Here is a 26,640-nt window from a genome sequence, read left to right as displayed (position 1 = left end):
GCCTCGCCCGTTATCAAAGGAAGCCGATCGATAGCCAGGGCAAGGCGGCAACGATCAGCGTGCCGATCAGGAGCGCGATCATATAGCCCACGATCGGCTTCATGCCCTCGTCCGGATTGATGCGGCTGATTGCGCAAGCCGCGTAGTAGCCGACGCCGAACGGCGGCGCGAATAGGCCGATGCCCATGGCGAGGACGACGACCATCGCGTAGTGAACATCATGCACCCCGACCTGCCGCGCGATCGGGAACAGAAGCGGACCGAACAAGACGATGGCAGGAATCCCTTCCAGCACGCTGCCCAGGATCACGAAAGTGACGATTGTGACGGCGAGAAACACAGGCACGCCGCCGGGAAGGTTGGTCATGAACTTGGCAAGAGAGGCAGAAAATCCCGACTGGGTCAGCGCCCAGGCCATGCCCGTCGCCGCGCCAATGATGAGCAGGATCGCCCCGGACAGCGATGCCGTCTCAACCAGCATCGGATAGATGCGCCGCCAGTCGAACTGGCGATAGATGAAGAGACCCGCACAGGCTGAGTACAGGATGCCGATGGTCGAGACCTCCGTTGCCGTTGCGACGCCTTCGACGACGGCGGTCCGGATCACGAATGGCAGCGCGATGGCCGGAATCGCGATGACAAACGCGCGGCCGATCTGCCGTCCCGTCGCCCGCTTGACGTGAGACAGGTCCTCGCGGCGGTATCGCCACCACACCACGGCCGCGAGCATGACGGCAAGCACCACGCCGGGAAGCAAGCCGCCGGTGAACAGGGCCGAGATCGAAACGCCGGTGACCGAGCCGATCGTGATTAGAACCAGTGACGGTGGAATCGTCTCGGTCTGCGCGCCGGTTGCTGCGAGAAGCGCAACCAGATCGCCTGGCTTGGCTCCCCGCTGCCGCATCTCGGGAAACAACACCGGAGCTACCGCAGCCATGTCCGCCGCCTTGGAGCCGGAAATGCCAGAGACCAGATACATCGCCCCTACCAGCACGTAGTGCAATCCACCGCGTACGTGGCCTAAGAGGCTCGCCAGAAAGCTGACCATGGCGCGCGCCATGCCCGTCATCTCGATCAGAAGGCCGAGAAAGACGAAGAGAGGCACCGCAAGCAGGATCAGGTGGCTCATGCCCTCATCCATTCGTCCGATCATCACCACGTCGGGGGTGCTGGTTGTCAGGGTGAGATAGCCGACCGTGGCCAGGCCGAACGCGAACGCGATCGGCACGGCCGCGAAGACCATGGCGCCAACCACGACAACGAAGAAAATCAGAAGATTTAGATTGCCGAGCGGATTCAAGACCGGCGCCAGCAGAACGAACGTCGCGATGATGCCCGCAACGATCGCCAAGGACGCCAGCAGGCTGCGCAGGCTCGCGATGCGGATGAGCCGGAGGACCGCTGCGATCAGCATCAATCCGATCCCGATCGGCAAAGCGGCCGCACGCCAGCTATTGACGATCTCGAGCGCCGGCGTGGTGACGAATGCCTCGTCTGCGGCGAATTCATAGGCGGGCCAGACGACGAGGACGAGAAATGCAAGTGACGCCGCAGCCGCGACGACGTCCAGAAATGCACGAACCTGAACACCGAGAACACCGACGATGGCGGTCATCCGCATGTGCTCGCCGCGCTGGAACGCAATCACGGAACCGAACATGGCGAGCCAGAGGAAGAGAATGCCCGCGAGTTCGTCGGACCAGATGATCGGCGAGCGGAACACGTATCGACCCACGATGCCGGCTGACAGCACCGCAATCTCCGCCAGCACGAGCAGTGCTGCCGGGACCGCGACGACATGACCAAGCGCCGTGTTCGCCGTTATCACCCAACTGAGCCGGCCTGCCTGCGACGCGCCGGCCGCCATACCGGCATCGACATGGGGCGTATGGCTCATGCTGGTCATGATAGCTGGCCCGCCGCTTTTTCGAGCTGGGACCATGCCTCCTCGCCAAACTTGGCTTTCCAGTCGGCGTAGAAGCTGGTTTTAGACAAGGCCTGACGGAAGGCGGCGCGATCGACGTCGATGAATTTGAGACCCTTGGCCGAGAGGTCAGTGCGCAGGGACTGGCTGAGCTTTGCGATGTCGGCGCGCTGATCGATGGCGGAGCGGTCAAGCTCGCGTGCCACGATCCCCTGCACGTCCTTGGGCAGGCGCTCGAAGGCGCGCTTGTTGCCGAGGATCCAGTAGCCGTCCCAGACGTGCCCCGTCAGGCTGCACGTGCTCTGGACTTCATAAAGACGCGCGGTCGCAATGATTGGTAGCGGGTTCTCCTGGCCGTCGACGACCTTGGTCTGCAACGCGGAATAGACCTCATTGAAGTTGATCGGCGTCGGTCCGGCGCCGAGGGCCTTGAACAGCGAGGTCAGCAGCGGCGCGGGCGGAACACGGATCTGGAAATTCTTCAGATCATCCGGCGTGCGCACCTCGCGGCCGGACGAGGTCACCTGGCGGAAGCCGTTGTCCCAGGCTTTCGACACCGCCATGATCGGTGTCTTGGCAATCTGCGCCCGGATATAGGTGCCGAGATCGCCATCCATGGCCTTCCATACGCTGTCGTAGTCGGCAAACGCGAAGCCGGTATTCACGATGCCCGCGCTAGGTACCAGGGTGGCAAGGATCGAGGACGACTGATTGAAGAACTCGACGCCACCGCTGCGAACCTGGGTCAGAAGCTCGGTGTCGGAGCCGAGCTGATTGGCCGGAAACAGCCTGATCTCCAGCCGGCCGCTGGTCGCTTCGCGGATACGGTCGATCGCCTCTTGCGCCCGGATATTCACCGGATGGGTCGGATCCTGTCCGGTCGCGAACTTGTAGACGAATTCGGCGGCAGATACCGGGCGGGTCAGAATCCCGCAGAGAGGTACGGTACTGGCCGCCAGCAACAGCGAACGGCGGCTGATGCGTCCGGACTTCGAGACAGTCATGTTTTCCTCCTGATCCTGTATTGACGTTGTGCCGGCTGCATCAGCCTGCGCTGGTTTTCAGCTTTCCGGGCTCTTCGACAGCCGCATTCGGGCAAGAGCCATCGCTCGCCCGCCGCATCATGCAGCGGACGCAACTCTTCACTCGGGCTTGGCCTGATTGGCGCTTAGCGCCGGTGCGCTAGAGCCACAGCTTGATCTGCCTTGCGACCTTAGCGGTGGAAATGCCGTACCGGTCGTGCAGTGTCGGTAATGCGCCAGCGTCAAGAAACTCGTCCGGCAATGCAATCTGGCGGAAGGGCGGATGAACGCCTGAACGCATCAGGAGTGCGGCAATCGCCTCGCCAAGTCCGCCGATTGTGGTGTGGTTTTCGGCGACGACGACCAGGCGGCCTGATTTGCCGGCTTCACGCAGTATAGTCTCGCCGTCGAGCGGCTTAATGGTCGGAACGTGGAGCACCGCAGCATCGACGCGATCGTTCTTCAGAGTTTGCACGGCCTCGAGCGCACGCATGGTCATGATGCCGGATGAGATGATCAGCACGTCCTTCCCGTCACGGATCAGCTTAGCCCTGCCGAGCTCGAACTTGTAGTCATATTCGTCCAGCACGACGGGCACCTGACCACGCAGCAGGCGCATGTAAACCGGCCCCTGATGCGCCGCGATGGCGGGCACCAGCTGCTCGATTTCATGAGCATCGCAGGGATCGATGACTGTCATGTTCGGCATCGCACGAAATAATGCGAGATCCTCCGCGGCCTGGTGGCTCGGGCCATAGCCCGAAGTCAGGCCGGGCAGTGCGCAGACGATCTTCACGTTGCGGTCTTCCTCCGCGATCGTCTGGTGAATGAAGTCGTAGGCGCGCCGTGAGGCGAACACGGCATAGGTGGTCGCGAACGGCATGAAGCCTTCCGCGGCGAGGCCCGAAGCGGCGCCGAACAGAAGCTGCTCGGCCATGCCCATCTGATAATAGCGGTCCGGAAATTCCTTCGCGAAGATGTGCAGGTCGGTGTATTTGCCGAGATCGGCCGTCATGCCGACCACATCGGGACGGCTGCGCGCGAGCTCGACGAGCGCGTGTCCAAACGGCGCCGGTTTCGTTTTCTGTCCCTCGGACGCGATCGAGGCGATCATGGCCGAGGTCGTCAGGCGCGGCTTGCCCGGCTGGGGTGCTGATCTGACGCTCTTCATGCTTGCCTCCCGGCTTCCAGCGCGGCCAACGCGAGCTGCCATTCGTGCTGCTCGACGCGGATGAAATGGTTCTTCTCGCGCTGCTCCAGGAAAGGAACGCCCTTGCCCATCAGCGTGTCGGCGATGATGATCCGCGGCTTGGGCGCGGGATGAGACTTGGCGACATCGAACGCAGCAACCACGGCATCGAGATCGTTGCCATCGACGCGCTGTACGAACCAGCCGAAGGCCTGAAGCTTCTCGACCAGCGGCTCGAACGCCATCACCTGCGTCGAAGGACCGTCGGCCTGCTGATTGTTGACGTCGACGATGCCGATCAGATTGTCGAGCTTGTAGTGGCCCGCCGACTGGATGGCTTCCCAGACCGAGCCTTCGTCCAGCTCGCCGTCCGAGAACAGCGTATAAACCCTCGCCTCGGATTTCTTGCGCTTGAGCCCCAGGCTCATGCCGACGGCGATGCTGAGCCCAAGCCCGAGCGAGCCGCCCGACATTTCCATTCCGGGCGTGTAGGAGGCCATGCCTGACATCGGCAGGCGGCTCTCGTCGCTACCATAGGTTTCGAGTTCTTCCTCGGGGACGATACCCGCCTCGATCAAAGCCGCATAGAGGGCGATGGCGTAGTGCCCGTTTGAGAGTAGGAAGCGGTCGCGGTCTTCCCAGGAGGGATCTTCCGGCCGGTAGCGCATGGCGTGGAAATAGGCCACGGCGAGGACGTCCGAGATGTCCAGCGCCTGTGCGATATAGCCCTGGCCCTGGACCTCGCCCATGCGCAGCGCATTGCGGCGAATGTTGTAGGCGCGATCCGCCAGCTTGGGCGTGTTGGTCAGCGTTTCCATCGATCTGGACCTTGTCTTGCGCTCAGTGGATGAGCATGCCGCCGTTGACGTCGATCACGGCACCAGTCACGTAGGCGGAGAGATCCGAGGCCAGGAAAGTGTAAATGCCGGCGACGTCGTCTGCCGTGCCGAGGCGATTGAGCGGAATGCCTTCCAGGATCTTCGCCCTCATCTCGTCGGTCAGCTTGCCCGCGGTGATATCGGTGCCGATCAGGCCCGGCGTCACGCAATTGACGCGGATGCCGTCCGGGCCGAACTCACGGGCCATCGCCTTTGCGAGACCGAGCACGCCAGCCTTGGCCGCCGAATAATGCGGGCCGCCAAAGATTCCGCCGCCGCGCTGGGCCGAAACCGAGGACATGCAGGCGATCGATCCGGACTTGCGCGCACGCATGTGCGGGATCACGGCCTGGGAGAGGAAAAGAACACCTTTCAGATTGACATCCTGAATGCGATCCCAGTCGGCCGCCGTAATTTCCAGGAGCTTCACCGGTTGAGTGATACCAGCATTGTTGATCAGAATATCGATGCTGCCGAAGGATTCGATCACCCGGGCAACAGCCTGCTCGCAGGACGACTTGTCGGCGACGTCGGACCCAAGGCCGATGTGGGATCTTCCAAGCGATGCTGCAGCATCCACAGCAGCGTCCGCATCGATGTCCAGAATGGCGACCCGAGCTCCCTCGGCAGCGAACCGCCGTGCCGTGGCAAGCCCGATGCCGCGCGGCGAGGCCGCGCCCGAAATGATGGCAGTCTTGCCGCTGAGCAGCATCAGTTCCTCCCGCGAATTGTTTTTCCTTTGCACGGCAAGGAATGAACCGCGGACGCGCAACGGACAAGCGCACAGTTGTCACGGATCGATGAATCTGGTTCACTTATAGGATGCTGTCCAATGTTCCGATATCGGCAATTCGCGCTTTTGAAGCTGCTGCCCGCACTGGATCGTTTCGCGATGCGGCGAATGAGCTTCACCTGACGCCGAGTGCGGTCAGTCATGCCATCCGCAAGCTGGAGGGCACGCTTCGCACGGTTCTCTTCGAGCGCAGTGCGCGATCCGTGCGGCTCACGCCAGCCGGCGAGAATCTGATGCGCCACACGGGAGCGGCATTCGATCAGCTCCGCCGCGGCCTTGAAGAAGTTGCCGCGCGCGGACCGCAATTGGTGCGCGTCCACTCAGCCCCGAGCTTTGCCGCGCAATGGTTGGCACCCCGGCTTGCACAGTTTCTTGCCGCTTATCCGAAGCTCGAAGTCCGCCTGGCTGCAAACACGGACTACGCGCGTTTCAGCAATGACGACTTTGACATCGACATCGTCTACGGTCCGCCGCGCGCTGAAGGTGTCGAGATTATTCCTCTGCCGGAGGAGACGGTCACCCCCCTCTGCTCCCCAGCTCTCGCGAAGTCGATAAGAAGACCGGCCGATCTCATGGAGCAGACGCTCATCCGCTCGGATGTCAAGCAGGTTCAATGGCACCAATGGTTCACGGCGAACGGATTGGAAGCCCCTGCGCTCCACGGCATGAGGTTCGATCGTAGCTTTCTCGCGATCGCGACAGCCGCGGAGGGTTTGGGAGTAGCGCTGGAATCGACGCTTCTAGCGGAACGCGAGTTGGCGAGCGGGCGATTGGTGGCTCCATTGGCGGGGCGCGCAAACGATATCAGCTACGTCGGCCACCGCCTAATCTACCCGCGCGCAGGCCGGCAAAGATCGGCGGTACGAGCTTTTGCAGATTGGGTTGTGGCACAACTCGGTGGTGGAGACGTTCGCTCCTCGCGGTGAGCGCAGCTCTGTCGCAATACCATACCCAAACAAGTCCAGAGCCTGCTCCATCCATCCGGCTCTTAGTGGCAGGAATGTGCTACCAAGGCTGCATCGGATCTAATTGCCTGAAAAGAAGCGAGGGCCAGAGAGGCCCTCGTAGTCAGGGAGGAAGCGGCAATCCAAAGACTCGATGGCATTTCTCCTACGACATTGTCGGCATGACGAATTCGGCACCGGCTCGTATTCCGGTTGGCCAGCGGCTGGTGACCGTCTTCATTCGCGTATTGAAGCGAATGCCCTCCGGACCGTGCATGTGGTGGTCGCCGAAAATCGAGGCCTTCCATCCACCGAACGAGTGAAAGGCCATCGGCACCGGAATTGGAACGTTGATGCCGACCATTCCGACTTTGATCTGATGGGCGAATTCGCGCGCGGCATCGCCATCACGTGTGAAGATCGAGGCGCCATCGCCGAATTCGTGTTCATTGATCAGGCGCGCCGCCGTCGCGTAGTCCGGTGCTCGTACGACTGACAGCACGGGTCCGAAGATCTCTTCCTTGTAGATCTTCATCTCCGGTTTCACATGATCGAACAGGGTTCCACCCACGAAGAAACCATTCTCATAACCCTGCATCCAGAACTTACGTCCGTCGACCAACAATCTTGCGCCCTCTGCGACGCCGGCATCGATGTAGCTCCGGACCTTCTCCAGGTGCTGCTTCGTGACAAGGGGCCCCATCTCCGCTTTGCGGTCGGTACCCGGCCAGCTTCGGGCCTCGGACCTTGGGTTCGAGCGCGGAAATCAGCTTGTCCGCGGTGCCCTCCCCGACCAGCAACCGAGATCGCCATGCAGCGTTCGCCGGCGGAGCCGTAGGCATCTCCCATCAACGCGTCGACCGCCTGATCCATGTCGGCATCGGGCATCACGATCATGTGGTTCTTGGCTCCACCGCGCGCCTGGCAGCGCTTCCCGGTGTTCGCGGCGGTCGAATAAATGTACTGCGCGATCGGTGTGGAGCCCACGAAGCTGATCGCCGAAACATCCGGGTGATGCAACAGCGCATCGACAGCTTCCTTGTCGCCTTGCACCACGTTGAACACACCGTCCGGCAGATCGGCTTCCTTCAGCCACTCCGCCATGATGAGCGACGCCGACGGGTCGCGCTCAGATGGCTTCAAAATGAACGCATTGCCGCAGGCGAGAGCGACCGGGAACATCCACATCGGAACCATGACCGGGAAATTGAAGGGCGTGATTCCGGCGACGACACCGAGCGGCTGTCGAGTAGAATAGCTGTCGACGCGGGTACCTACATTCTCCGTAAGTTCGCCCTTGAGGAGCTGCGGAGCGGCCGTGGCAAACTCGACCACCTCCATTCCGCGCTGAACTTCGCCCAGAGCGTCGGAGTGAACCTTGCCGTGCTCGGCGACGATCACGTCGGCAAGCTGACCTGCGCGATCCTCGAGGATCCGCAGAAAGCGATTGAGGACGCGTGCACGCCGTAAAGGCGTCGTGTCGGCCCAACCCTGTGCCGCCCTGTTCGCGGCAGATACCGCGTCCGCCACCACGGCCGCGTTGGCGGCCACAACACGGCCCGTCTGCTCGCCCGTTGCCGGGTTGAAGACTGGCGAGCTTCGTTCGGTGCTACCCGGGACCTGCTTGCCATCGATGAAATGATTGATCTGCGTGACCACGAACGTCTCCTTCTAGATTCTGATCCGACGCGCACCTCGAGTCAGGCCGCTTTCATTCCCGCCATGTATTTGCCGATCACGCGCTTGTCGGCGCCCTCGGCTGACACTTCATGGACGATGCGACCCGCGCTCATGACGAGGACCCTGTCGACCAAGCCAAGCAACTCGTCCAGATCCTCCGAGATGAGCAGCACTGCGGCTCCGCCGTTCCGTGCCTCGACGATCCGGCGGTACGTTTCTTCGCACGCTGCGAATCAAGGCCGAACGTCGGATTTGACGCGACCAGCAATCGAACGTCCTGGGTGAGCTCTCGCGCCAGCACGGCGCGTTGAACATTGCCACCGGATAGCGCGCTCATGCTTGCGTTCAGGCCAGGAGCCTTGACACGAAATTGTGCGACCAGCCTCTCGGCCTGCTCTGCGAGCGCGCCGTAGTTCATTGCGATACCACGGCAGAGCGGCACCCGATCGAAATTGCGCAGGGCAAGGTTCTCGGCCAGCGACATGCGATCGATGCAGGCGTTCTTCAGGGGCTCTTGCGGCAGTCCATAGACGCCGAGGCGGGCGATTTCCTGTCGCGTTCCGTTGAACGGCGAGCCGGAGACGGTCATTTTACCGCTGCGATCCCGCTGCCCCATCAGGGCCTCGACCACTCCAACTGACCATTTCCGGATACCCCGGCAATCCCGACAATCTCGCCTGCCCGCACCTCGAGCGAGAGGGAAGACCATTGTCGCCGTTCACGCGGAGGTCGCTGATGGCGAGGATAATATCGGACTTCGGCGGTGATTTCGGCGCGTGCTGCACCATCTTGCTGACGGGCTCTCCGATCATAGCTTCTGCCAGAGCGTCATCAGTCAAATCGGCGACGGGGCCGACGCGCCTCGACGCAACACCGTCACGTCGTCGGCGAATCGGCGCACTTCATGGAACTTGTGGCTACTTCGGCAGGCGTCAGCAGCGAGCGCGTGCGCGCGCTCATGAAGGCGCATATGGAGGAAGCTTCAGAATACGTAAAGCGGCTGGACGGGCGTCTCGATGGTCGACTAATCCTCGACTCGGAAATGGCGCCGCGCCCTCGACCGCTGTCCTCATGAGCGTTCTACTTGCAGAACGTGGTCAATTCAGCTCCCTCTAAGCGAACCAGTTTTGCACAAGAAACAACCTGATGGAAATGCAACGAACGCGGGTGAAATAGTCGGACAAATAGTCGGGATGGTGATGGCCAATGACGTTTAAGGCTGCCATCCTCTGCTCTTCACGACGCCGAAAGCGGCCTTTCGACTGCCCCGATCCTTCGATGGCCTTGCCCTTCCGCAAAGCTTCGGCAGCATCGCAAAACACCCCAAGGCACGCAACGCCGAAGGCAAGCTACTTTTGCCCCTCGCGCGGTCACCATCCTTCGGCATTGTAGAGGGTTTCGAACACGCTCCTTGGGACGCGCACTACGAAGAGAGGCGGTCGCACAAGTGAATCGACGGCCAGAGCACCCTCGTTTTGAATCGAATTAATTCTTGCTGAAAAGATCCGAGAGATGTTTGATTTGCAGCTGTGTAACCTTGGGGGAGCGAGAATAATGGCGAACGCCCTCGACATTTATAAGGCTCGTCCGGCACGATCACAGCTCGATCAGAGAGCGGCACAATACGTTCGCATGTCGACACAACGGCAGCAATACTCGATTCAGAATCAGGCTGCTGTGATTGCAGCATACGCTCACGCCCATAGCCTGACGATTGTACGGACCTACCGCGACGAGGGAGAGAGCGGCCTTCTCATCAAGAACAGGGCCGGCCTTATCCAGCTCATCAAGGACGTTCAAACAGGGGAAGTCGATTTTGGTCATATTCTGGTTTATGACGTGAGCCGCTGGGGCCGCTTTCAGGACGTTGACGAGAGCGCGTACTACGAATTCGTCTGCAAACAGGCAGGCATCAATATCGTGTATTGTGCTGAGCAATTTGATAATGATGGCAGCCTGCTCTCCAGCATCATCAAGAACATCAAGCGCGTAATGGCAGCGGAGTACAGTCGTGAGCTTTCGACAAAGGTTCACGCCGCGCAATGCCGGTTCGCTCGACTTGGCTTCAAGCTCGGAGGTCGCCCTGGTTATGCTCTTCTGCGAGAGCTTGTCGACCAGAGTCAGCAGTCTCGCGGCGTGCTGAAGAACGGCGATCAGAAGTACCTCGCGACTGATCACGTCCGACTGCGACCTGGCATCCCCGCCGAAGTAGCCGTGGTGAAGTGGATCTTCGAGCGATTTCTGCAAGTAAAGTCGGAAGCGATTATCGCGCGGGAGCTAAACCGGAAGGAGATACTCACGAGCACAAGACGTCGGTGGACGCGTGCAGCTGTTAACACGGTGCTTAGAAACGAGAACTACATTGGGAACATGACGTTTAACCGTCGATCACGTAAGCTACGGCGGAAGTCCACCTGCAATCCTCCCGAGCTTTGGATCACCAGCGAGGGATGTATCGAGCCGATCATTGAACGCGACACCTTCCTAAAAGCAAAGAACATCATTGAGGAGCGGCGTGTCGACCTCAATGAAGAGGAGATGCTTGCCCGACTACGCAAAACGCTGGTCAAGGAAGGACGTCTGAGCTCTGCTATCATCGCCAGCACGGTAGGCCTTCCCTGCGCCTCCACCTATCAAACTCACTTCGGCAGTATGATGAACGTGTACCGGCTAATCGGCTACACTCCCAAGCGAAACTATGAATTCCTTGAGTCGCGTCCGCTGTGGGCCGAGCAAAAGGCCAAGCTGGGCTCGCAAATTGCCACCGTCATCAAAAAGGCCGGCGGCCGAACCGTCTCTCGGGCGGGTTACTTGCGCGTGAATGGATCGGTCAACATCTCAATTCGAGTCGCCCTCTGGTGCGGAAGGCAAGACCGCGCGCCGTACTGGTGCATCAAGCGTGAGGCACGCTTGCCTCACGGGTGGATTGCCGCGGCCAGGATGGCTGAGCATAACAAATCGGTGCTTGATTACGTACTGCTGCGGACTGGACAGAAGGTAAAACGAACTATGACTTTTTCTGAAAGGGCTCGCATTCGCCGTGGAATAGCTCGGTTCGAAACGGCTAATGCTTTAGCACGAGGCATCGTCGCGCAAGTAGTTGAGGCGGACCGTTCCTCCCTAGTGCCTTCCGGTAATCTATCGAGACCAAAGCAGCCCGCGACCAAGAATCCTCATGCGCGGCGCTGATCGAACGTAAGTACAAGACTTCCGCGAAGCAATGCTCTACAATCTGATCAGCTTCGCCACAGCACCAGCAGCACGTTCGCTTCATCCGCGGACGTGCGCTATGCGCCTGTTAGAGACTCAGCAGCTTCATCGTCGTGTTGAGCTAAACGGATGATCTGACGACAGCGGCCGTCGCAGGGATGAACTCGAACCCGGGGAAAATGAGTCTGCACGATGACGCGTCCCGCGCCAGCCAGCAGGCTCCCACCAGCTCCTTCTGCCGACCCGGGACGCCTTCGTGGGGTATTCCATGCCCAGATCGCCCGCGCCACGATGACCGCGTCAGACAAGCCGATGATGTCGCCGACCCGATCGAGAGCAACCGGCTTCTCGTCTTCGCGACGAGGCCTGCCCGATCTCCAATCAGGCCCCTCGCCTCGATGAGATCTCCCGGTCGCTGCACAAACGACAGCGCGACGCAATCGACGCCGAGTCGAAGGCCCAATTCTAAGTCCGCTCGGTCTTTTGGAGTAAACGGAGACACATCCAAGATCGTCACAGGGAGATTAACGCCCTTATGGTTTGAAGATTTTGCCGCCAACGATTACCTCAGCCTCGAGACTGTCGCGGAGCAGCGTCTTAACGCGAACGCACAGGCGACCATCATCGATCAGTAGATCTTGGCCTAGGACGTTGGAAGCTAGAGCGGATGGCCTTCGGCCGAACCCGCCGCCATCGATGCGGTTGGCGGTTGGTTCCGCGCCCACCCGGTCGCGTTCCTGCGCGAAGAGCCAAGTCGCCTGCCTCCAGCCCAAGCAAGACAGGCGGCAGGAGCGGTTCGAGCGGATAATGGACTTCGACGACGTTTTTGCGCACGACATACCCTCGATGCGCCGATATCCGGCGATGCCGATCAGATAGTCTGCCAAGCACCACGGGCCTCACCAACAATCGAGGTCGCACTAACGCGCAATGACAGAGTTGCGCCTGCCTAGATTAGCTTTTCGCATCGGCTGCGCTGGGCTGGCGTTGCTCGCCGGTACTGCCGTGACAGACGCCTCTAGCTGCAATCGCCGGGATGCGCTCGGCACGACGCGGGTGCTCGCTGTCGATGCCGCGCTCTTCCCCCGGGTGGGGCTGAAGAACTTTCCAGAGACGCTTCCTCTGGCGGACCATGAAGTCGTCCTCACCTTCGATGACGGACCGCGGCCGCCGAACACGGATAAGGTGCTGGCTGCGCTCGCACAGGAATGCGCGCGAGCCACGTTCTTTCTGGTCGGCCGATCCTCGGCTGAATTTCCCGAGCTCGTGCGGCGTATGGCCGCCCAGGGCCACACCGTAGCGCACCACAGCTGGTCGCATTCGATGATGTCGAAAATCCCGTTCGAGCAGGCGAAAGAGGACATCGAGCGCGGTATCGCCGCCGTCGAAATGGCGCTTAACGGTGTGTCCACCAAAATGCCCTCGACACCGTTCTTCCGGTTCCCCTACTTCGACGCGACACCTGCGACGCTCGATCTATTGCAGGCGCGCGGAATTGTCGTGTTCGGAGCTGACCTTTGGGCGAGCGATTGGGAGAACATAACTCCAGAGCGGGAGCTCACAATCCTGATCGAGCGGCTCAAGGCCGCTCGTAAGGGCATCATTCTGCTGCATGATGCGCAGACGCGGACGGCGGCCATGCTGCCTGCGTTCCTGCGGTACCTGCATCAGAATGGGTATCGGATCGTGCATCTTGTGCCGGCTGCCGCCCAGAGGAGCGCTGAAGTACCCCATTGACGTCCACGCGACGCACTTCCGCAGTCAAGGCGCGCGAGAAGTGTTGAAGATCAACTCGTGCGCGCCAATGATGGCTTCGGACAACCTCGTGGCGATCGTGTTCGGTTTGCGAGCCCTCGATTTGACGAACCTGTTCCTGCGGGATCGGCAATTCATGCCGCCTTGGACGCCCTTGCGCCAAAGCGAACCAACAGCTGCCCCACTTCGGTGGCTGGCCTGGCGCCGCTGAACAAGAATCCTTGCACCTCGTTGCAACCCTCGGCACGAAGCCAATCGAGCTGCTCCGTGGTCTCAACCCCTTCCGCTGTCGTCGTGATGTTGAGGCTCCGGCCGAGGCCCGAGATCGCCCGCACGATGGCCCCGCAATCGGAGCGTTTCGCCAGATCCTTCACAAAGGAGCGATCGATCTTGATCTTGTCGAAGGGAAAGCTGCGCAAGTAGCTGAGGCTGGAATAGCCCGTTCCAAAGTCATCCAGCGATATGGAGACGCCGAGTTCGCGGAGCTGGTGCAGGATCCCAAGATTTGCCTCCGTCTCCGCCAGAAACACAGATTCGGTGATTTCAAGCTCGAGCCGCGTCGGCGCCAAGCCGGACTTCGCCAGCGCTGAAATCACCACCTGAACCAGATTGCGGCTACGGAATTGAACCGGGGACAGGTTAACCGCAACCTTGATCTCCGAAGGCCACTTTACCGCCTCGTTACAGGCATCGCGCAGCACCCATTCTCCGAGGGGCCCGATCAGTCCGATTTCCTCCGCAAGGGGAATAAACTCGGCCGGCGAGATCATGCCCTTCTCTGGGTGCGGCCAGCGCAGAAGCGCCTCAAAGCCAGAGATCTTGTCGCTCGCGATATCAACCAGGGGCTGATAGTGCAGCTCGAATTCGTGACCCGCAAAGGCACGGCGCAGATCAAGCTCCATCTCGCGCCGCCGCTGCACCTGCTGATCCATCTCCCTCTCGAAGAAGCGATGCGTTCCGCGGCCATCCTCTTTGGCGCGATAGAGCGCCATATCGGCATTACGCATCAGTTCGGCACTGGTCGTGCCATCGCCTGGTGACAGCGCGATTCCCACCGAGGCACCGATAATGACTTGATTGCCGTCAATCTCGTAAGGCGCACTCAACGTCCTGATCAGGTCGGCCGCGAATTGGCTCACATGCGTCGGCGAGGTATCATCCGTGAGAATGATCGAAAATTCGTCGCCACCGAGCCGTGCCGCCAGATTGTTTCCGGCGACCCTGGACCGTAGCCGGTCGGCCACCTGCTCGAGCATGTGATCGCCGATGGGGTGTCCGAACGAATCGTTGACGTTCTTGAAGAGGTCAAGGTCGATGCACAGCACCGCGACGCTGTTACCTGCTGCATTAGCCCTTTCAAGCGCCTCCTCGAGCCACCTCTGGTGGAGTGCGCGGTTGGCGAGGTTGGTCAGCCCGTCGTGAAGTGCCATATGGGCGATACGGGCCTCGGCTTTGCGCCGTTCGGTGATGTCGACCACCACGACCAGATACCCTTCGCGCCCCTCAATCATCAGGCGTCGCCCAAAGGTCAGCACAGAAATCTCCGTGCCATCAGCCTTGACATGGCGCCAGGGGTGTTCGGACTGATAGATATCGCCGGCGTCCCGCAGCGCCCGCGTATAGCTGACCCGCTCGTCGTCTGGCCAGATCTCCTGAACTTTCATTCGCAGGAAGGTCTCGCGAGCATGCCGAAGGCACTGAGGCGCAAGCGCAGGCTCTGATCACCGTATTCGACCTCGAACTGGTCACCGAATTCATTCGCGACCGCGGCGCCCAACCGCTCTATCATCTCATGCGAACAGAGCAGATGGTCTGAATTGCTGAGGCGCTGCCACAACAGGCAGCCCTCTTCCACACCGAGGAGCCTAGCCCCTGCCTCGTTGTGGTGCACAACTTGAAAATCAAATGGTCTGCCTGCGGGATCGCGAACGGTTGACAGGGAGATGACGCCATGGTCGGTCTTGCAAAAGATTGCATCGATCAAATTGTATTCTGTGGCCCGCTCGTTGACATAGACGCCGACCAGTGTACCGCCCCAACGCGATAAGGTGGGCAGAGCCAGCACGTCGTAGGTCCGTACCATGCCGGCGTGCACGCAATGAGCGGTTGCCAGATAGGGATGGCTGTTTGCAATCGCATTTGAGGCCGCCCCGGTGAGGGCTGTCGCGCAATCTGGACGCAACGCATCCAGCGGAATGTCCCAGCGGGCATCGCCCAACCAATTCTGCACATAGCGGCCAGTGCGCGAAACCGCAAACGCGCCATTGTCACACCGGAGCAGCACAAGATGATCGGCAAGCCGCCCAAGGCTCCCCAGCAGCACATTTTCGTAGCGGGGAAGCGTCTCGCCGGGCTTGAGCGCAGCCTGCCACTTCCGCCGCAAGACCGGCATGTCATTGAACAGCCTCGTATCCGATCCCGCGGATTGCTCGTTGGCAGCACTCATCACACGCCCCGCTGACCTAAGCTTCCTGCCCGGGCGGCATCAAATCCAGCTTGGCTTAATTCATACTTAAACGGACGGCGCGATCATGCTGATCGATAGCGGATCCTTTCGACCACGCGTGACCGTCTTCTTCCTCACAACGCAGGAAATCCGCGACGAGCAGCCAGAATACGACGAAAAGCGGTTGTCGGTGTCAGGATGACGACGAGAAGCTTCGCACGATGGTTTGAACCTCTACGAAGGAGCGCTCTACAACCGAGCGCAATTTTTTGTCGGTGTCCGATTTGTACGACTACCATTTGCCGACAGGCGCAGGCGACAGCAAATCCGCAATGTTGATTGTCCTTGAATGGCGTCCCAGGGAGATGCGCGGTAACTAAGCGCATGTTAAACAAATGTGACGGCTGCCATCGCGAGGAGGGCACGCATGAAAAAGAGTGATGTGACGTGCTCGGAATGCGGTGCCGGCTTCCGCCGTCTTGAGCTTACGTCCGAACGTGGCATCCAAGGAAGCTACCACTGCCCTGCTTGCGGCACACTGATCGAAGAGCTCAGAGCGGTTCCCCTCGTGCTCCATCGCTTGACCGTACAGCCTTCCATGAAGGCGATCCGCAATCAATAACGCCGTCTCGGTTGGCCCGCCCCTGGCTAAGGAGCTTGAGTGGGTTGGTGTCAGATCCCGGCCGAGCCCTGAAGCCACAAACAGGATCCTTGGCGACCTTCGAAATGATGACGCCTTGAACGTGTTGGGCGCGATCAGTCTCCGGCCTCTGCATGGTCAATCCAACCACAGTATGGCGTCTCAGGTATAGCAGCCGCCTGACTAGCGATCACCGTGCGAAACAGGCAATTCCCGGCGGCCTGCGCCACGTGCGCATCCTGTCAGATTACAAGCGCGCTCGATGTTCGAAACTGTCTCCGACTGTTTTCGAAAGCCACATTGCGCCCCGAAAAGCGTGGGGCCGCCCCCTTCTACGGTGCTGGCCCAAATCCTGCACCGCCTCTCCGCGTCAAGCAGTTTTGCGCCGGGACCAAGTTGAGAGTCGCGTTTGAGCCTCATTCCGTCAATCGACAATACGGTTGCCGCACCGGAGGTCTTCTGTCTGCACCCCACTGGGAGAACGAGAGACACTCCTGCTTAACCGTTTCCCAGCACCGCCATTGCTTCCCACCTCCTCACGGTTACCAGCTCACGAGGCGTCAATACATGATCGATGAAATGGATCTGCGAACCTTCACACCACATCCTCAACGCCACGCGGTACTCGGCGAAGTGCACGCGCGCCCTTTCGCGGGCCTTGTCTCGCCCGTCAGCGTGATCCATTTGGCTTTTCTTGCGCAGGGTGAGGCGGCCACAAGCGATCGCTGCCGTTTTATCGATTTTTGCCTCGAACGCAATCTTCCACCGCCTGAGCAATCGGCGAAACTTCATCAGATTGTCATCGGGCCCGCTACGCTGCGCTGGGAGCAGCATTCGGAATTTACGACATTTACCTGGATCTGGACTAACGCAAATGGTCCTGCCGCACACCAATTTGACAAAGTTGATGGCACCGTCCGATCGCTGATCCGCGCATTGCGGCAGACCGGACAGTTGCTAGTTGCGATCAGGTTAGAAGTGGAACGGTGCGCCTCGCCGACCAAGCGCGCCGAACAGATTTTCGACAAGAACAGCCTGGCCATGGTTGCCACAAAGAGCGGCGCAGGCGTTGCCGCCTCAGACTTCCGCGTGGACGAAAAAGGCTTCACGAACATCCTCGTCTGCGACCACGGCTTGACATCGCACGATCTCGGAGCGCTGGTGCAACGGCTCCTGGAAATCGAGACTTACCGTCCGTTGGCCCTCCTTGGCCTGTCGGCGGCCCTTGAGCTTGCACCGTCTGTCGATCGCATCGACCGCCGTCTTGTTGAGGCGCTCGAAAAAATGCAAAGCGGTGAGGGGCTGCAGTTCAACAACCATCTGCTTGCCGAGCTGACGGGGCTGGCCGCCTCCTTCGAAAAAGGCGCCACCGGCAGCCTGTTTCGCTTCGGCGCCAGCAGGGCCTACAACGAGCTGGTCCAATCGCGACTGTCCATCATTGAAGGCAACGATGTCTCGGGTTATCCAACCTGGTCGTCGTTTCTGGCGCGCCGCATGGCGCCCGCAATGCGAACCTGCGCGACCGTAGAGGATCGTCAGGCCGCTCTGTCGGTCAAGCTCGCGCGTGCCGCCGATCTGTTGCGAACCCGTGTCGACGTCGAAATCGAACGACAACATCGTGACCTGTTGCAGGCCATCAACGAGCGCGCGAGACAGCAACTTCGGCTGCAGTGCACGGTCGAAGGATTATCGGTCGGGGCGATAGGATATTATGTGGTCAGCTTGTTTAGCTATCTTGCCAAGGGCGCGCATGACGTCGGACTGCGAGTAGAGCCCTCGTTCCTGACCGCAGCCTTCGTGCCGATCGCAGTCGGCGTGATCTGGCTGGTGAGTTATAATGTCCGAAAGCGGCACCTCAAGCACGACGACGCGCCCTCGGTCGCCTGCGACTGAAGTTCCTTGACGGAATCAGTGCGTCCATCCTGCGAAGCTCGCATGGTCGTGGTACGACGCTGCCGCAAGATCGCGGCCGGCTCCTGCGCAAGGTAATGCTCGCCCGGACTAACGGGGCGAGGCATTTTTGCATCGGGTCAGTCGCCGTTGCGACGGCTGGGACGGGACCAGATCAGGCTGGCCCTCACCTTCCTCGTCGGCGAAGAGGTTGGCGAAGATCGGAGCGGTGAAGCTCGGATCGTCGAGCTAAGCCCCGCGCCGGCTTCCAAAATCGGTTGGACGGTTGGCGGTCTCGCACATAGACGCCGACAATGAGGCCTGGCGCCGGCTGAACAGCCAGATATCTAGCGCTTCCGCTACTGGGCGGAAGCGAGGCCCGGCAATGGAGGCGAATCCAACCGGACCTCGCAGCCGCTTGATCCTGGAGGGGATCGAGACGCAGGATCGCATAGAAAGCGCGCCGTTTTCCGTCCTAGTTGCGGATCATTTCGCCGGAAAGCGCACATTCGGGGTCCGCCAGATTCGCGAGGGTGCCAAAGACCTCGTCGGCGCTAACTTTTGCCGCCGCTCGCCGGGCAGCTGCATTATGGATGTCGCAGTCGCCTCCGCTCTACTCGCGCCTGGGTTTGTTAACCCTCTGCTGATCAAGCAGAAAGACGGCAGAAAGTGGCCGATCGGCGCCGATTATCGCACTGGTGGCGATGTTAAAAGCCCCTCCGTGAGCGCGTGTCGGTCGCCGATCGGGCCGAGCGCGACATCACGAAAGATCGGGACCACTGGTGCGATGGGGGCAACAGGCTCGAGGCATTGCGCGCTCGAGCTTAGCGTTGACTGATAACCACCGACACGGCCTCGACGAAGAGAAGATCATGCCCGAGCAAATGAACGCCGAGCTTTACCGCAAACTGCAGGAACTATCGCGCCATAACGCGGTCGCCCGCGCGCTTGTCTTCTTGTGGAACTCCGGCACGCTGACCTACGAGGACTGGTCCACGAAGGCTATCTCTCTGCTCATTGATCAGAACGAAACGCTCTCCGCGATCGCTGTGGATGCGGAGAAGCGCGCCTGCCGCCTGCCCAAAAACTCGCCAGTAGCTTCGCCCACGCGTTGAGAGAGCCCGTCCCGTGCCAGACACCTCCAAGACCGAAACACCGCACTCGCGGCCTGCACTGCGGCTTGTCAGCGGCGCGAAAAAGGAGCCGCTGCGCTGCCCTGCCGCCGGCCGCGATGCCGAAAACGAGAAGACGCTTTGCTTCTACTTCAACCGGCGCGTGACCGACGACGAAATGCGGTTTCTTCACACTGTCATACGGCAGGTGGCACTCATGCGAGAGATTGACGGTCACTGAGAAAAATCCCGTCCCTCAGGTCGAAGCAGGTGTGTTTAGCACAAACCGAGGCCGCCAGAGACTAGCTCGAGGTGCCTATTGAAAAAGCCCGACCTGGTCGGGCTTCCAAGATCAATTCAAACCGCGATTATCTTCGGCTGCGTCGCGTGAGAGCCGCCGGCGGAGGCAAAAACACTTTCGGCGGAACAAAAAGCCGATCAGCCAGCTCTGCCTGCAGCAGATCCCCCTTGGCGGGATTGACGCTGCCGGGCATCGACCGTGAAGAACCGCATGCGCCCAGCCTGTCACCGACCTGTTCTAACTCACCGCGAAGCACTCGCTGACCGTTTGCGTCTCCGATAGAACTTGTCGACTGATAGGTCGAGCCCACCAAGCCCGAGCGAGTGTGGACCTCGTCTGATCCTTAGCTGATTGAGCAGAAAGGCAGCGCAAGAGAGCCTCCCTACGCTGATAATCGCCGTGGCCACTATGCTAGCGTCAGTCCGCTATTTGCCCGGGGCCAATCATTGCCATCGCAAGAAATTTCCACCGAGTCGGCTGCTGCAGAAGATCGGGATCCGATCTTCGTAGTGATTGAGCGTCATCGCGAGCTGTCCGCACACTACGATGCGGCGGCGTCGGTATCAGCCAAGCTCGAGGATGTTGGCGACTTTTTTGCCGCCGACGAAATCAGCGGCCAAAGGAACCTGGCTCTCACGGAGCATGCAAATGTGCTCATCCGTTCAAAGCCAACCACGATCGCGGGCGTTATCGCTCTGACCAGATACCTCGCCAGCCTTCCCGAGTGGGAGCTGCCCGATGATGATGCGTGGCACCGAGTGTTCCTAGAAGGGCTGGCGGACGCGATCGATGAAATCGGCACAGCGCAGCGGCCTGGGCGCTCAGGTGGCTAAGACATGGTGCTCGCTTTCGTAGTCCGCGGCATAAGTTTCTGGGGTGCCGTCGCTGGGCTTCTCTACTTCCTTTGGAAGTTGCCGTTCTGATTTCCGCAGTGTACCGATCATGGCTAGACCGCGATTTTTTTGAAACACGTGAGGATACTTCATGCTCAAGGAGTTCGTCCAGGACTGCGAGTCATTGATCTATAAACGACACGACAATGTATGGCCTCGCCGCCGACGGGAGCGACATCTTGCCCCAAATGGAAGCATGACGGTAACGAGCGATAACGTCACGGTCACGAAGCTGGTCACGCGTTACCTCGGTAACGAAGCAACGTCACGGTTCTCCCCCTATAGGGCCCTATAGGGAAGACCGGACCGTTACCGTTACCCGTGGCGCTGCGACGCACATTGATCGATAATTGCGGTTGTGGGAGGGTAGCATGCAATTCGATTTCAGGGAGAGCGCATATGTCTTTTGGGAAGCTTTCGATCATTGTAGTTGCTAGCACGTTCGTCGCATCTAGCGCTTTTGGGCAGCAAAAACCGGCGGTTGAACAACCCAGCCTGACGACAGAGTTTGTCGAGAAATCCATCCCTGCGTGCGTTGATTGGACAAATCTGGGCACGACCAACCCGAAACTCCTCAACTCTTGCGGTGCGAGTCATACCATCGGCGTGTCCAACTATAGCGCTGGAAGACACATCCTAGACCGCGTCTTTCATTTGGAGCATGGCGAGGAGCGTCCCGTCGCATTTCCAGGCGATTTCATGGCGATAGATTGGGTAAAGGGTTGGACGCCCGACGGCGCTGATGATGGCGCTCGTTATCTCACGCTGTATCACTACGATGCGGGCGGCGGAGTGGATCTTTGGACAGTCCGCAACAATAGCCCCGACCGGTACAACGCCTATCAATATGCCGTTTACAAGAACGGCAAGCGCTATGGCACGTCGTTCGGTGTGGCAAAACCTGGTGAAACCGATAGATTGTTTGCATTCGTTCCCGGGGAAACCGGGCAGTTGATTTTGGAATGGTCCCGCCTTGATCCCAACTGACGATAGGTCTGAGAAGGTGAGCCGTGCCAAGGCTAGGCATGGTTCACCTTCCAGACGCCGGCGTATTCCCGGACCAAGCCCTTGTGCTTCAGCGCCATGCGGAGCTCATACAGGCGCTGCTTGCTGGTGATGCCCTGGTCTCGCGCAGCATCGCTCCAGGCCTCCACACTGAGCCCCGGGGCCCAGCCTCCGCCAGCAGCCGGAACGTCACGCGCTGGTTGGTGGAAAGCTTCGGCTCATTCGCAGCAACCTGCCCGGATTGAACCTGGGTGCTGCTCACAATGTCACAGTGACCGGATCGCCATCCTCGTCGGTGCCGAAATCATGCACCTCCGACTTGAACGAGAAAAGTGGCCCCTCCGGAGCGTCGTTCGCCTTCGTCACTGCGCCGTCCTGATGTCCTCGCCTGAGATCCTGACCTCAACGTCGAAGTCTCCCGGCGCGGCGTTCGATCCCCGCATTCCGCGGCTCTCGTCCTTGCCCGTATGCCCAATCAAAGCGACATAGGCACCAGTGACGTCCTTCACGCGCTGGAGATTGGCAAAGACGGCGCCCTGATCTTTGGCGCTGTTCTCGTCCCCGCCTCCAGCAGCAATGAGTTTGGCGAACGTGTCGATTGCGATCATGCCAATGTCGGCGCTTAGTGCCGTCTTGGCACTCCGCATCGTGTGTATGACCTTCTTGAAGGCGTCCGGCTGCGTCAGCTCCCCTCGAGATAAAGAGGTAGCGCGTCCGGGCTCCCTCCAGTGAAGAGAGCCCATGTCGTTCAGCGACATGATAGCAAACGCACGCTCATCGTCGACTCCTTAGGCGCGGCTCGTGAAGGCGAGGCAGTTGCGCGCCCGACGCCTTGATCTTCTGTCTGATCTGACCGATTAAACGCAACGTCGGCAGCATCTCCGCCGGAGCATCTTTGTTGTGTCGCAGGATTGCCCAATGAAGTTGTTGGCGGCGAAATGCTTCTTCGGGAAGGCATCAAAATCCGGATCGACCTCCCACGGCGTTTAGGTTTCCTTTCTTTGGCAAGGACCAGCGATCGATCTACTTTGCCGCCACCGGCCGGAATGCCGTTAACGATCTGATTCATGGTCGCGCCAGCGGTTAACCTGTTCTTTGTCATTTGGTCTTCCTTCGCTGTCAAAGCGCTGATTGCGCTGCGGAAGGGCGCTCCTGAGCCGCGGCGGGTCAAAGGCCTTGCCGGCGCCGTCCAAAGCCTTGTTGCTACACCAGTGCTTGCACTCGCCAAAGGGTTGCGGAACAGTGTCAGCACCTTACAAACGGGACTGGCTACGAGAAATGGCTTACAATGAACACTTGAGACCGCTTTGGATCGCCAAAGGATACTCACGAGATATGGGAAGCGCTGCGGTGGTTCCTCCCCCACCCGATGGATTTCGGCGTCTGTACCATCTGACTTCCGCAGAATACGCGATCAGCAACATCGTGTTCAGTCGACTGAAGGTTGCTAGGTTCAAGTCTCTGAACGATCCCTTCGAACTGCTGGCTCGCACAACTTTGCGGGCTGAAATTCGGCTTGGCCTTGAAGAGAATAACAACAAGCTGAACGATGAGCGCGGATTGCTCTGTTTTAGCGAAGACTGGACGAATCCAGTGCTGTGGGCGCACTACGGGGATAGGCACCGCGGTATTTGCCTACGTTTTGATGTCGAAGACGGCTTCGCGAGAAAGGTCACTTATCGCAAGGCACGTCTTGGCGACGTAGAAGCCCGCACCAAAGACGACGGCGAGATCTTAGACGCCTTGCTTTACACGAAATACGAAAGCTGGAGATACGAGCAAGACGTGGCGCGCGCTTCTCGATTTGGTGCACCTGACCTCCCAAGAAGGCGGCCTGCATTTCTATCCCTTCGATAGTCGGCTAAAACTGACCGAGGTCGTTCTTGGAGCTGAATGCAATACCACCTTCGAGGAAGTAAGAAGATTAGTAACGATCCATCATCCGAGTGCGAACACGATCAAGGCACGCATCGATTCCCGTTCATTCAACATCGTGCCGAAAGAAAAAACTATCATAGCACACACGGCAACTTCCTAATCGGAGATTTGCCAAGCCCCTCCGGGATACCCCTAAGGCTTCTCGCGATCAGCAATGAGCTTTTCGAGGTCGATGTCAATGAATTGCTAGCACCGGTCAACTCCGCAAGGTCTATTGGATAGGTGGCAGCATGCGAACGCATTCATCAATAACATACTCGGGGATGCTCTCGAACTTATGCGGATTGAGCTGCATCACGTACTCATTCTCGATGTGGTACGACTCGTTTATAAATTTCCGGATCACATCATCGTCGTGTTCGATGTTGAAAATCCGGAACAGCTGGATTTTCTCGTAGCCGACATCCGTGGCCGCGAATTTGGCGCGGATGGCGTTCGCGTCGTTCACCTCGGCGACCAGCGCATCATAGCTGAACCCTGGTAGGTGCTCTTTTCGGATACTTTCCTCTGCTGCCTGTTTCTCTTCCGGGGTCATGTTCCGGTTTTCAGTTGCCGTCTGCAGCGTGGGAACGACGCGGCCCTTGAATAGGCTTGCCAACAGATTGTACTCCACGCCCACTTCATCACGCAGTTCATAATCGCGCCGGAGATAAATGGCCTGCAGGATCGGGTCCTGCAGCGCGGCGATGTTAGCCCTGCAGACCCTGGCAAAGGTCTGGATGTCTTCCCTTGCGATCGGCACTTCTTTCACAATGCCGCCGCGCGAAGAAAGAAAAGATGCCGATGGTTTTGCCCCCTGAAACACCTCCTTGGTACTTTTGATAACATCGATGGCGGGCTCGATGTCGTGGGTCAGCAAAAGCGTGGTCCGCCCTCTCAGGCTAGCCTTGCCCTGGAACAGCTCGTGCAGGATGGCGAACTTCTTGCTCTTATCGAACGACGAAATGGGGTCGTCCAGTACCACCAAATCCGGACTTTCGCTCAGCACTTGGTGCATAAAAAGAACCAGGGCGAAGGCGTTCTTTTCGCCGTAGCTCAGATGCTTGGACGCAGCTTCCAGATGACCGGCCAGATCCTGGTGCACCAGCTTCATTTTGTAGGATTGTTCCTCCGGAACGATCTCAACGACGTATTTGTACCCGGCGGACTTCAGGAACGAGTTGATGCTGACTTGGTTGGCCTCTATCGCCTTCTTGATCTTCGCCTTGTGCTTATTGACCTTTCCGGTCAGGTCGCCAACCTTCGTAAGCAGGTCTTCAAGCTGCGCATTGACAGGATCTATGATGCTCCGGGTCCCTGGGGAATCGAGCTTGTCCATGAGCGCCAGGTCGATCTTCAGCGGGGTGATCTTCTCACGGATTTGGTCCACGTCTCGCAGAGAGAAAAAGGAGATGGCCCGGAGACCTTCCAGCTGGGTGATCATGCCGTCGATCTCGGCCTTGAGGCTCGTAAGGAAACTTACCTCGGCGGCGGTCAGGTCAATCTTGGTTTTCGTTACCTTCTGCAGATTCTCGCAGCACTTCTCGCTGAAATATTTGCCGAGCCTTTCGATGACCGCCTTGAGCGCATTGAGGTGGCCGACCGCTGTGGCGTCGAATTCCTTCTCGACTGCGAGGGCTGCGTCTTTCTGCCCCTCACCAACAAGCGGGGTGGCGCAATAGGGACAATTGTCGCCCAGCTTTAGATACTCGTTGCCTTTGATCTGCCAGCTGATCCACTTGGACGGCTCCTGGCTTTTGATAAAAGTCTCGAAGGGCTTCAGTGCCTCAGGAATATTTTCGGTCTTATTACCGGTGCCGAACGCTTTATGAATCTTGCTGTTCTTCGGAATGTTGCCGGGCTTCGATTTGCCGAACGCATCCCGCAATTCCTTGAAATCGGAAATGGTCTGCTCGATTTCTGTATTGTTGGTGAGCGTCTGCTTCACGCCAGCCAGCAGAACGTCGATGGCGTCCATCGCAACGACATAGTCGGGGGTTTTGATGAAGATGTCGAAGCTGTTCTTAAGGACTTCGTCTTTCTGGAAAACGAACTGCTGGACGTAATCCTCATCGAAGACAAGGGCGGAAGCTAGACCATCAATACCCTGCACAGACGGCGGCGGTGCGTCCGCCTTGCCTCGGCTTTTGAAGGGCATGAGGTCACCGAGCGTACCATCTCGGCGAATTTGGCTGACAACGGCCTTTGCCAAGGTACTTTTGCCAAGGCCGTTTGGCCCGTATTTGATGTTGAGCGTACCTTTCAGTACGTTGATTTCGGCACGATCCACGCTGTTACAGTTAGTGATGACAATAGTTAGCTGGGTCATGCCAACGTGCTCCGGTTCCAGAGAGGAGGACTATGGACCAAAAGCTCCGACTTGCGCGCAGCAGATAAACTCAATCCCCAAGAAAACTCAAAGTTATCGGCGGAGTTTGCCGCCGCCGCGGCTGTAACCGACGATATAGCAGATCGTACCCACGGGCTTCATAGCTCGCAGCGGCTATGACGCCGAGCTCGGCCGAACCGCCTATTGCGACCGGTTTTCCGCGCAGGTCCGGAATATCCCGTTGCTCGACAGAGCAGGTAGAAGGCGTCCATGTCGATGTGGATGACTTTGCGCTGGCAGGCCCGAAACCGACGCGCCGATCAGGGTGGGTGGTGTGCCGCGATCAGTCCAGGAATTACCCTTGATAGCGCGCAGTCTTGTCGAAGGCGCTGGGCGTCCATCGAACAAGTGTCTTTAGGTGCTCCGCTGCCCGATGACGTCAGCGTCTAATCGGGCATTCTTCCTTATCGGGCCGTCAGCAGACGACAGGCGAGCTCGCGCCCGGCCCAGCGCATCGAGAAGGTGTCGGAGACCTCGAACCAGCTGCCGTCGTTGCCAATGCCATGATTGGCACCCATACAGGAGCACTGGCATTCGTGCCCGTGTGCTTCCTGTGAGGTGGTCCCGGTTGTCTAAACAGCAATTCCGCGTCGATGAGTGGAGCTTCCGCCAAAATTAAGCTGCCGCGCGGAACGGCAGCGGGTTGAAGTAA

The 26,640-nt window shown here is 59.2% G+C and carries 20 protein-coding genes and 4 pseudogenes; 9 read left to right on the top strand and 15 right to left on the bottom strand.

Translation table 11 applies throughout. The features are described from left to right. Nucleotides 1-13: 13 nt before the first annotated feature. The 5 genes from XH79_RS08375 to XH79_RS08355 all read right to left on the bottom strand — a co-directional run bounded on the left by XH79_RS08375 (nt 14) and on the right by XH79_RS08355 (nt 5,725). Complete coding sequence (locus tag XH79_RS08375) at nt 14-1,867, bottom strand: TRAP transporter large permease (protein ID WP_271528128.1); 1,854 nt, start codon at nt 1,865-1,867, stop codon at nt 14-16. Between the two features lie 35 nt (nt 1,868-1,902). Then, nucleotides 1,903-2,928 (bottom strand): TRAP transporter substrate-binding protein, encoded by a 1,026-nt coding sequence (locus tag XH79_RS08370; RefSeq protein WP_271528039.1) that lies wholly within the window; start codon nt 2,926-2,928, stop codon nt 1,903-1,905. Nucleotides 2,929-3,106: 178 nt separating this feature from the next. Then, on the bottom strand, nt 3,107-4,117 hold the full coding sequence (locus tag XH79_RS08365; protein WP_271528038.1) for a transketolase family protein: 1,011 nt from the start codon (nt 4,115-4,117) through the stop codon (nt 3,107-3,109). Next, the gene (locus XH79_RS08360) at nt 4,114-4,953 is read right to left on the bottom strand and encodes a transketolase (protein WP_271528037.1); all 840 of its coding nucleotides are present in this window, start codon (nt 4,951-4,953) and stop codon (nt 4,114-4,116) included. The genes XH79_RS08365 and XH79_RS08360 overlap by 4 nt, the downstream gene beginning before the upstream one ends. Nucleotides 4,954-4,975: 22 nt before the next feature. After that, complete coding sequence (locus XH79_RS08355) at nt 4,976-5,725, bottom strand: SDR family NAD(P)-dependent oxidoreductase (protein WP_128948180.1); 750 nt, start codon at nt 5,723-5,725, stop codon at nt 4,976-4,978. 110 nt (nt 5,726-5,835) lie between these two features. On the opposite strand from XH79_RS08355, the gene XH79_RS08350 reads away from it, so the two are divergent. Next, nucleotides 5,836-6,732, top strand: coding sequence for a LysR substrate-binding domain-containing protein (locus XH79_RS08350; RefSeq protein ID WP_271528036.1), 897 nt, complete (start codon nt 5,836-5,838; stop codon nt 6,730-6,732). A gap of 184 nt (nt 6,733-6,916) precedes the next feature. Here the strand turns inward: XH79_RS08350 and XH79_RS08345 are convergent. Further along, a pseudogene (locus XH79_RS08345) lies at nt 6,917-8,409 on the bottom strand (CoA-acylating methylmalonate-semialdehyde dehydrogenase). A 130-nt stretch (nt 8,410-8,539) separates the two neighbouring features. Continuing rightward, the gene (locus XH79_RS08340; protein ID WP_271528035.1) at nt 8,540-9,061 is read right to left on the bottom strand and encodes an ATP-binding cassette domain-containing protein; all 522 of its coding nucleotides are present in this window, start codon (nt 9,059-9,061) and stop codon (nt 8,540-8,542) included. Between the two features lie 923 nt (nt 9,062-9,984). On the opposite strand from XH79_RS08340, the gene XH79_RS08335 reads away from it, so the two are divergent. Next, the gene (locus XH79_RS08335; protein ID WP_271581360.1) at nt 9,985-11,619 is read left to right on the top strand and encodes a recombinase family protein; all 1,635 of its coding nucleotides are present in this window, start codon (nt 9,985-9,987) and stop codon (nt 11,617-11,619) included. A gap of 142 nt (nt 11,620-11,761) precedes the next feature. On the opposite strand, the gene XH79_RS08330 is transcribed toward XH79_RS08335, so the two are convergent. Both XH79_RS08330 and XH79_RS43255 read right to left on the bottom strand, forming a co-directional pair. Then, nucleotides 11,762-12,142, bottom strand: a complete 381-nt coding sequence (locus tag XH79_RS08330; RefSeq protein WP_442868912.1) for a hypothetical protein — start codon at nt 12,140-12,142, stop codon at nt 11,762-11,764. 31 nt (nt 12,143-12,173) lie between these two features. Then, nucleotides 12,174-12,527 carry a hypothetical protein gene (locus tag XH79_RS43255; protein ID WP_442868911.1) on the bottom strand — a complete coding sequence of 118 codons (354 nt, stop codon included), beginning with the start codon at nt 12,525-12,527 and terminating at the stop codon, nt 12,174-12,176. Between the two features lie 43 nt (nt 12,528-12,570). Here XH79_RS43255 and XH79_RS08325 point away from each other — a divergent pair, with 43 nt between their 5' ends. Then, on the top strand, nt 12,571-13,377 hold the full coding sequence (locus tag XH79_RS08325; RefSeq protein ID WP_271527552.1) for a polysaccharide deacetylase family protein: 807 nt from the start codon (nt 12,571-12,573) through the stop codon (nt 13,375-13,377). A 152-nt stretch (nt 13,378-13,529) separates the two neighbouring features. Here XH79_RS08325 and XH79_RS08320 read toward each other — a convergent pair. Next, nucleotides 13,530-15,841, bottom strand: a pseudogene (locus XH79_RS08320) (putative bifunctional diguanylate cyclase/phosphodiesterase). A 1,207-nt stretch (nt 15,842-17,048) separates the two neighbouring features. On the opposite strand from XH79_RS08320, the gene XH79_RS08315 reads away from it, so the two are divergent. Beyond that, nucleotides 17,049-18,374, top strand: coding sequence for a DUF3422 family protein (locus tag XH79_RS08315; protein WP_271527551.1), 1,326 nt, complete (start codon nt 17,049-17,051; stop codon nt 18,372-18,374). A gap of 137 nt (nt 18,375-18,511) precedes the next feature. Here the strand turns inward: XH79_RS08315 and XH79_RS08310 are convergent. Beyond that, nucleotides 18,512-18,620 (bottom strand): annotated as a pseudogene (locus XH79_RS08310) (DUF736 family protein); the annotation flags it as partial. Nucleotides 18,621-19,201: 581 nt separating this feature from the next. On the opposite strand from XH79_RS08310, the gene XH79_RS08305 reads away from it, so the two are divergent. The 4 genes from XH79_RS08305 (at nt 19,202) to XH79_RS08290 (ending at nt 21,664) form a co-directional block, all read left to right on the top strand. Then, nucleotides 19,202-19,486, top strand: a complete 285-nt coding sequence (locus XH79_RS08305) for a hypothetical protein (RefSeq protein WP_271527550.1) — start codon at nt 19,202-19,204, stop codon at nt 19,484-19,486. 13 nt (nt 19,487-19,499) lie between these two features. After that, entirely contained in the window at nt 19,500-19,724 is a 225-nt protein-coding gene (locus tag XH79_RS08300; protein ID WP_271527549.1) for a hypothetical protein, read from the top strand. A gap of 506 nt (nt 19,725-20,230) precedes the next feature. Continuing rightward, entirely contained in the window at nt 20,231-20,617 is a 387-nt protein-coding gene (locus tag XH79_RS08295) for a hypothetical protein (RefSeq protein ID WP_271527548.1), read from the top strand. Nucleotides 20,618-21,076: 459 nt separating this feature from the next. Further along, the gene (locus tag XH79_RS08290) at nt 21,077-21,664 is read left to right on the top strand and encodes a hypothetical protein (RefSeq protein ID WP_271527547.1); all 588 of its coding nucleotides are present in this window, start codon (nt 21,077-21,079) and stop codon (nt 21,662-21,664) included. Between the two features lie 32 nt (nt 21,665-21,696). On the opposite strand, the gene XH79_RS08285 is transcribed toward XH79_RS08290, so the two are convergent. Together XH79_RS08285 and XH79_RS08280 are read right to left on the bottom strand one after the other, a co-directional pair. Next, nucleotides 21,697-21,831, bottom strand: coding sequence for a hypothetical protein (locus XH79_RS08285; RefSeq protein WP_271527546.1), 135 nt, complete (start codon nt 21,829-21,831; stop codon nt 21,697-21,699). Nucleotides 21,832-22,044: 213 nt separating this feature from the next. After that, the gene (locus XH79_RS08280) at nt 22,045-22,440 is read right to left on the bottom strand and encodes an AAA family ATPase (RefSeq protein WP_271527545.1); all 396 of its coding nucleotides are present in this window, start codon (nt 22,438-22,440) and stop codon (nt 22,045-22,047) included. 520 nt (nt 22,441-22,960) lie between these two features. Here XH79_RS08280 and XH79_RS08275 point away from each other — a divergent pair. Next, nucleotides 22,961-23,539 carry a DUF2971 domain-containing protein gene (locus tag XH79_RS08275; protein ID WP_271527544.1) on the top strand — a complete coding sequence of 193 codons (579 nt, stop codon included), beginning with the start codon at nt 22,961-22,963 and terminating at the stop codon, nt 23,537-23,539. Between the two features lie 292 nt (nt 23,540-23,831). Here XH79_RS08275 and XH79_RS08270 read toward each other — a convergent pair whose 3' ends face one another. Beyond that, nucleotides 23,832-25,928, bottom strand: a complete 2,097-nt coding sequence (locus XH79_RS08270; RefSeq protein WP_271527543.1) for an AAA family ATPase — start codon at nt 25,926-25,928, stop codon at nt 23,832-23,834. Between the two features lie 145 nt (nt 25,929-26,073). Next, nucleotides 26,074-26,200: pseudogene (locus XH79_RS08265) on the bottom strand (Y-family DNA polymerase); the annotation flags it as partial. Between the last annotated feature and the right edge of the window lie 440 nt (nt 26,201-26,640).

The organism is Bradyrhizobium sp. CCBAU 45389 (assembly GCF_028128625.1).
Taxonomy (GTDB): Bacteria; Pseudomonadota; Alphaproteobacteria; order Rhizobiales; family Xanthobacteraceae; genus Bradyrhizobium; species Bradyrhizobium liaoningense_B.
Note: the sequence above shows the minus strand (reverse complement) of the source record. Positions and strands in the feature narration are given on the sequence as shown.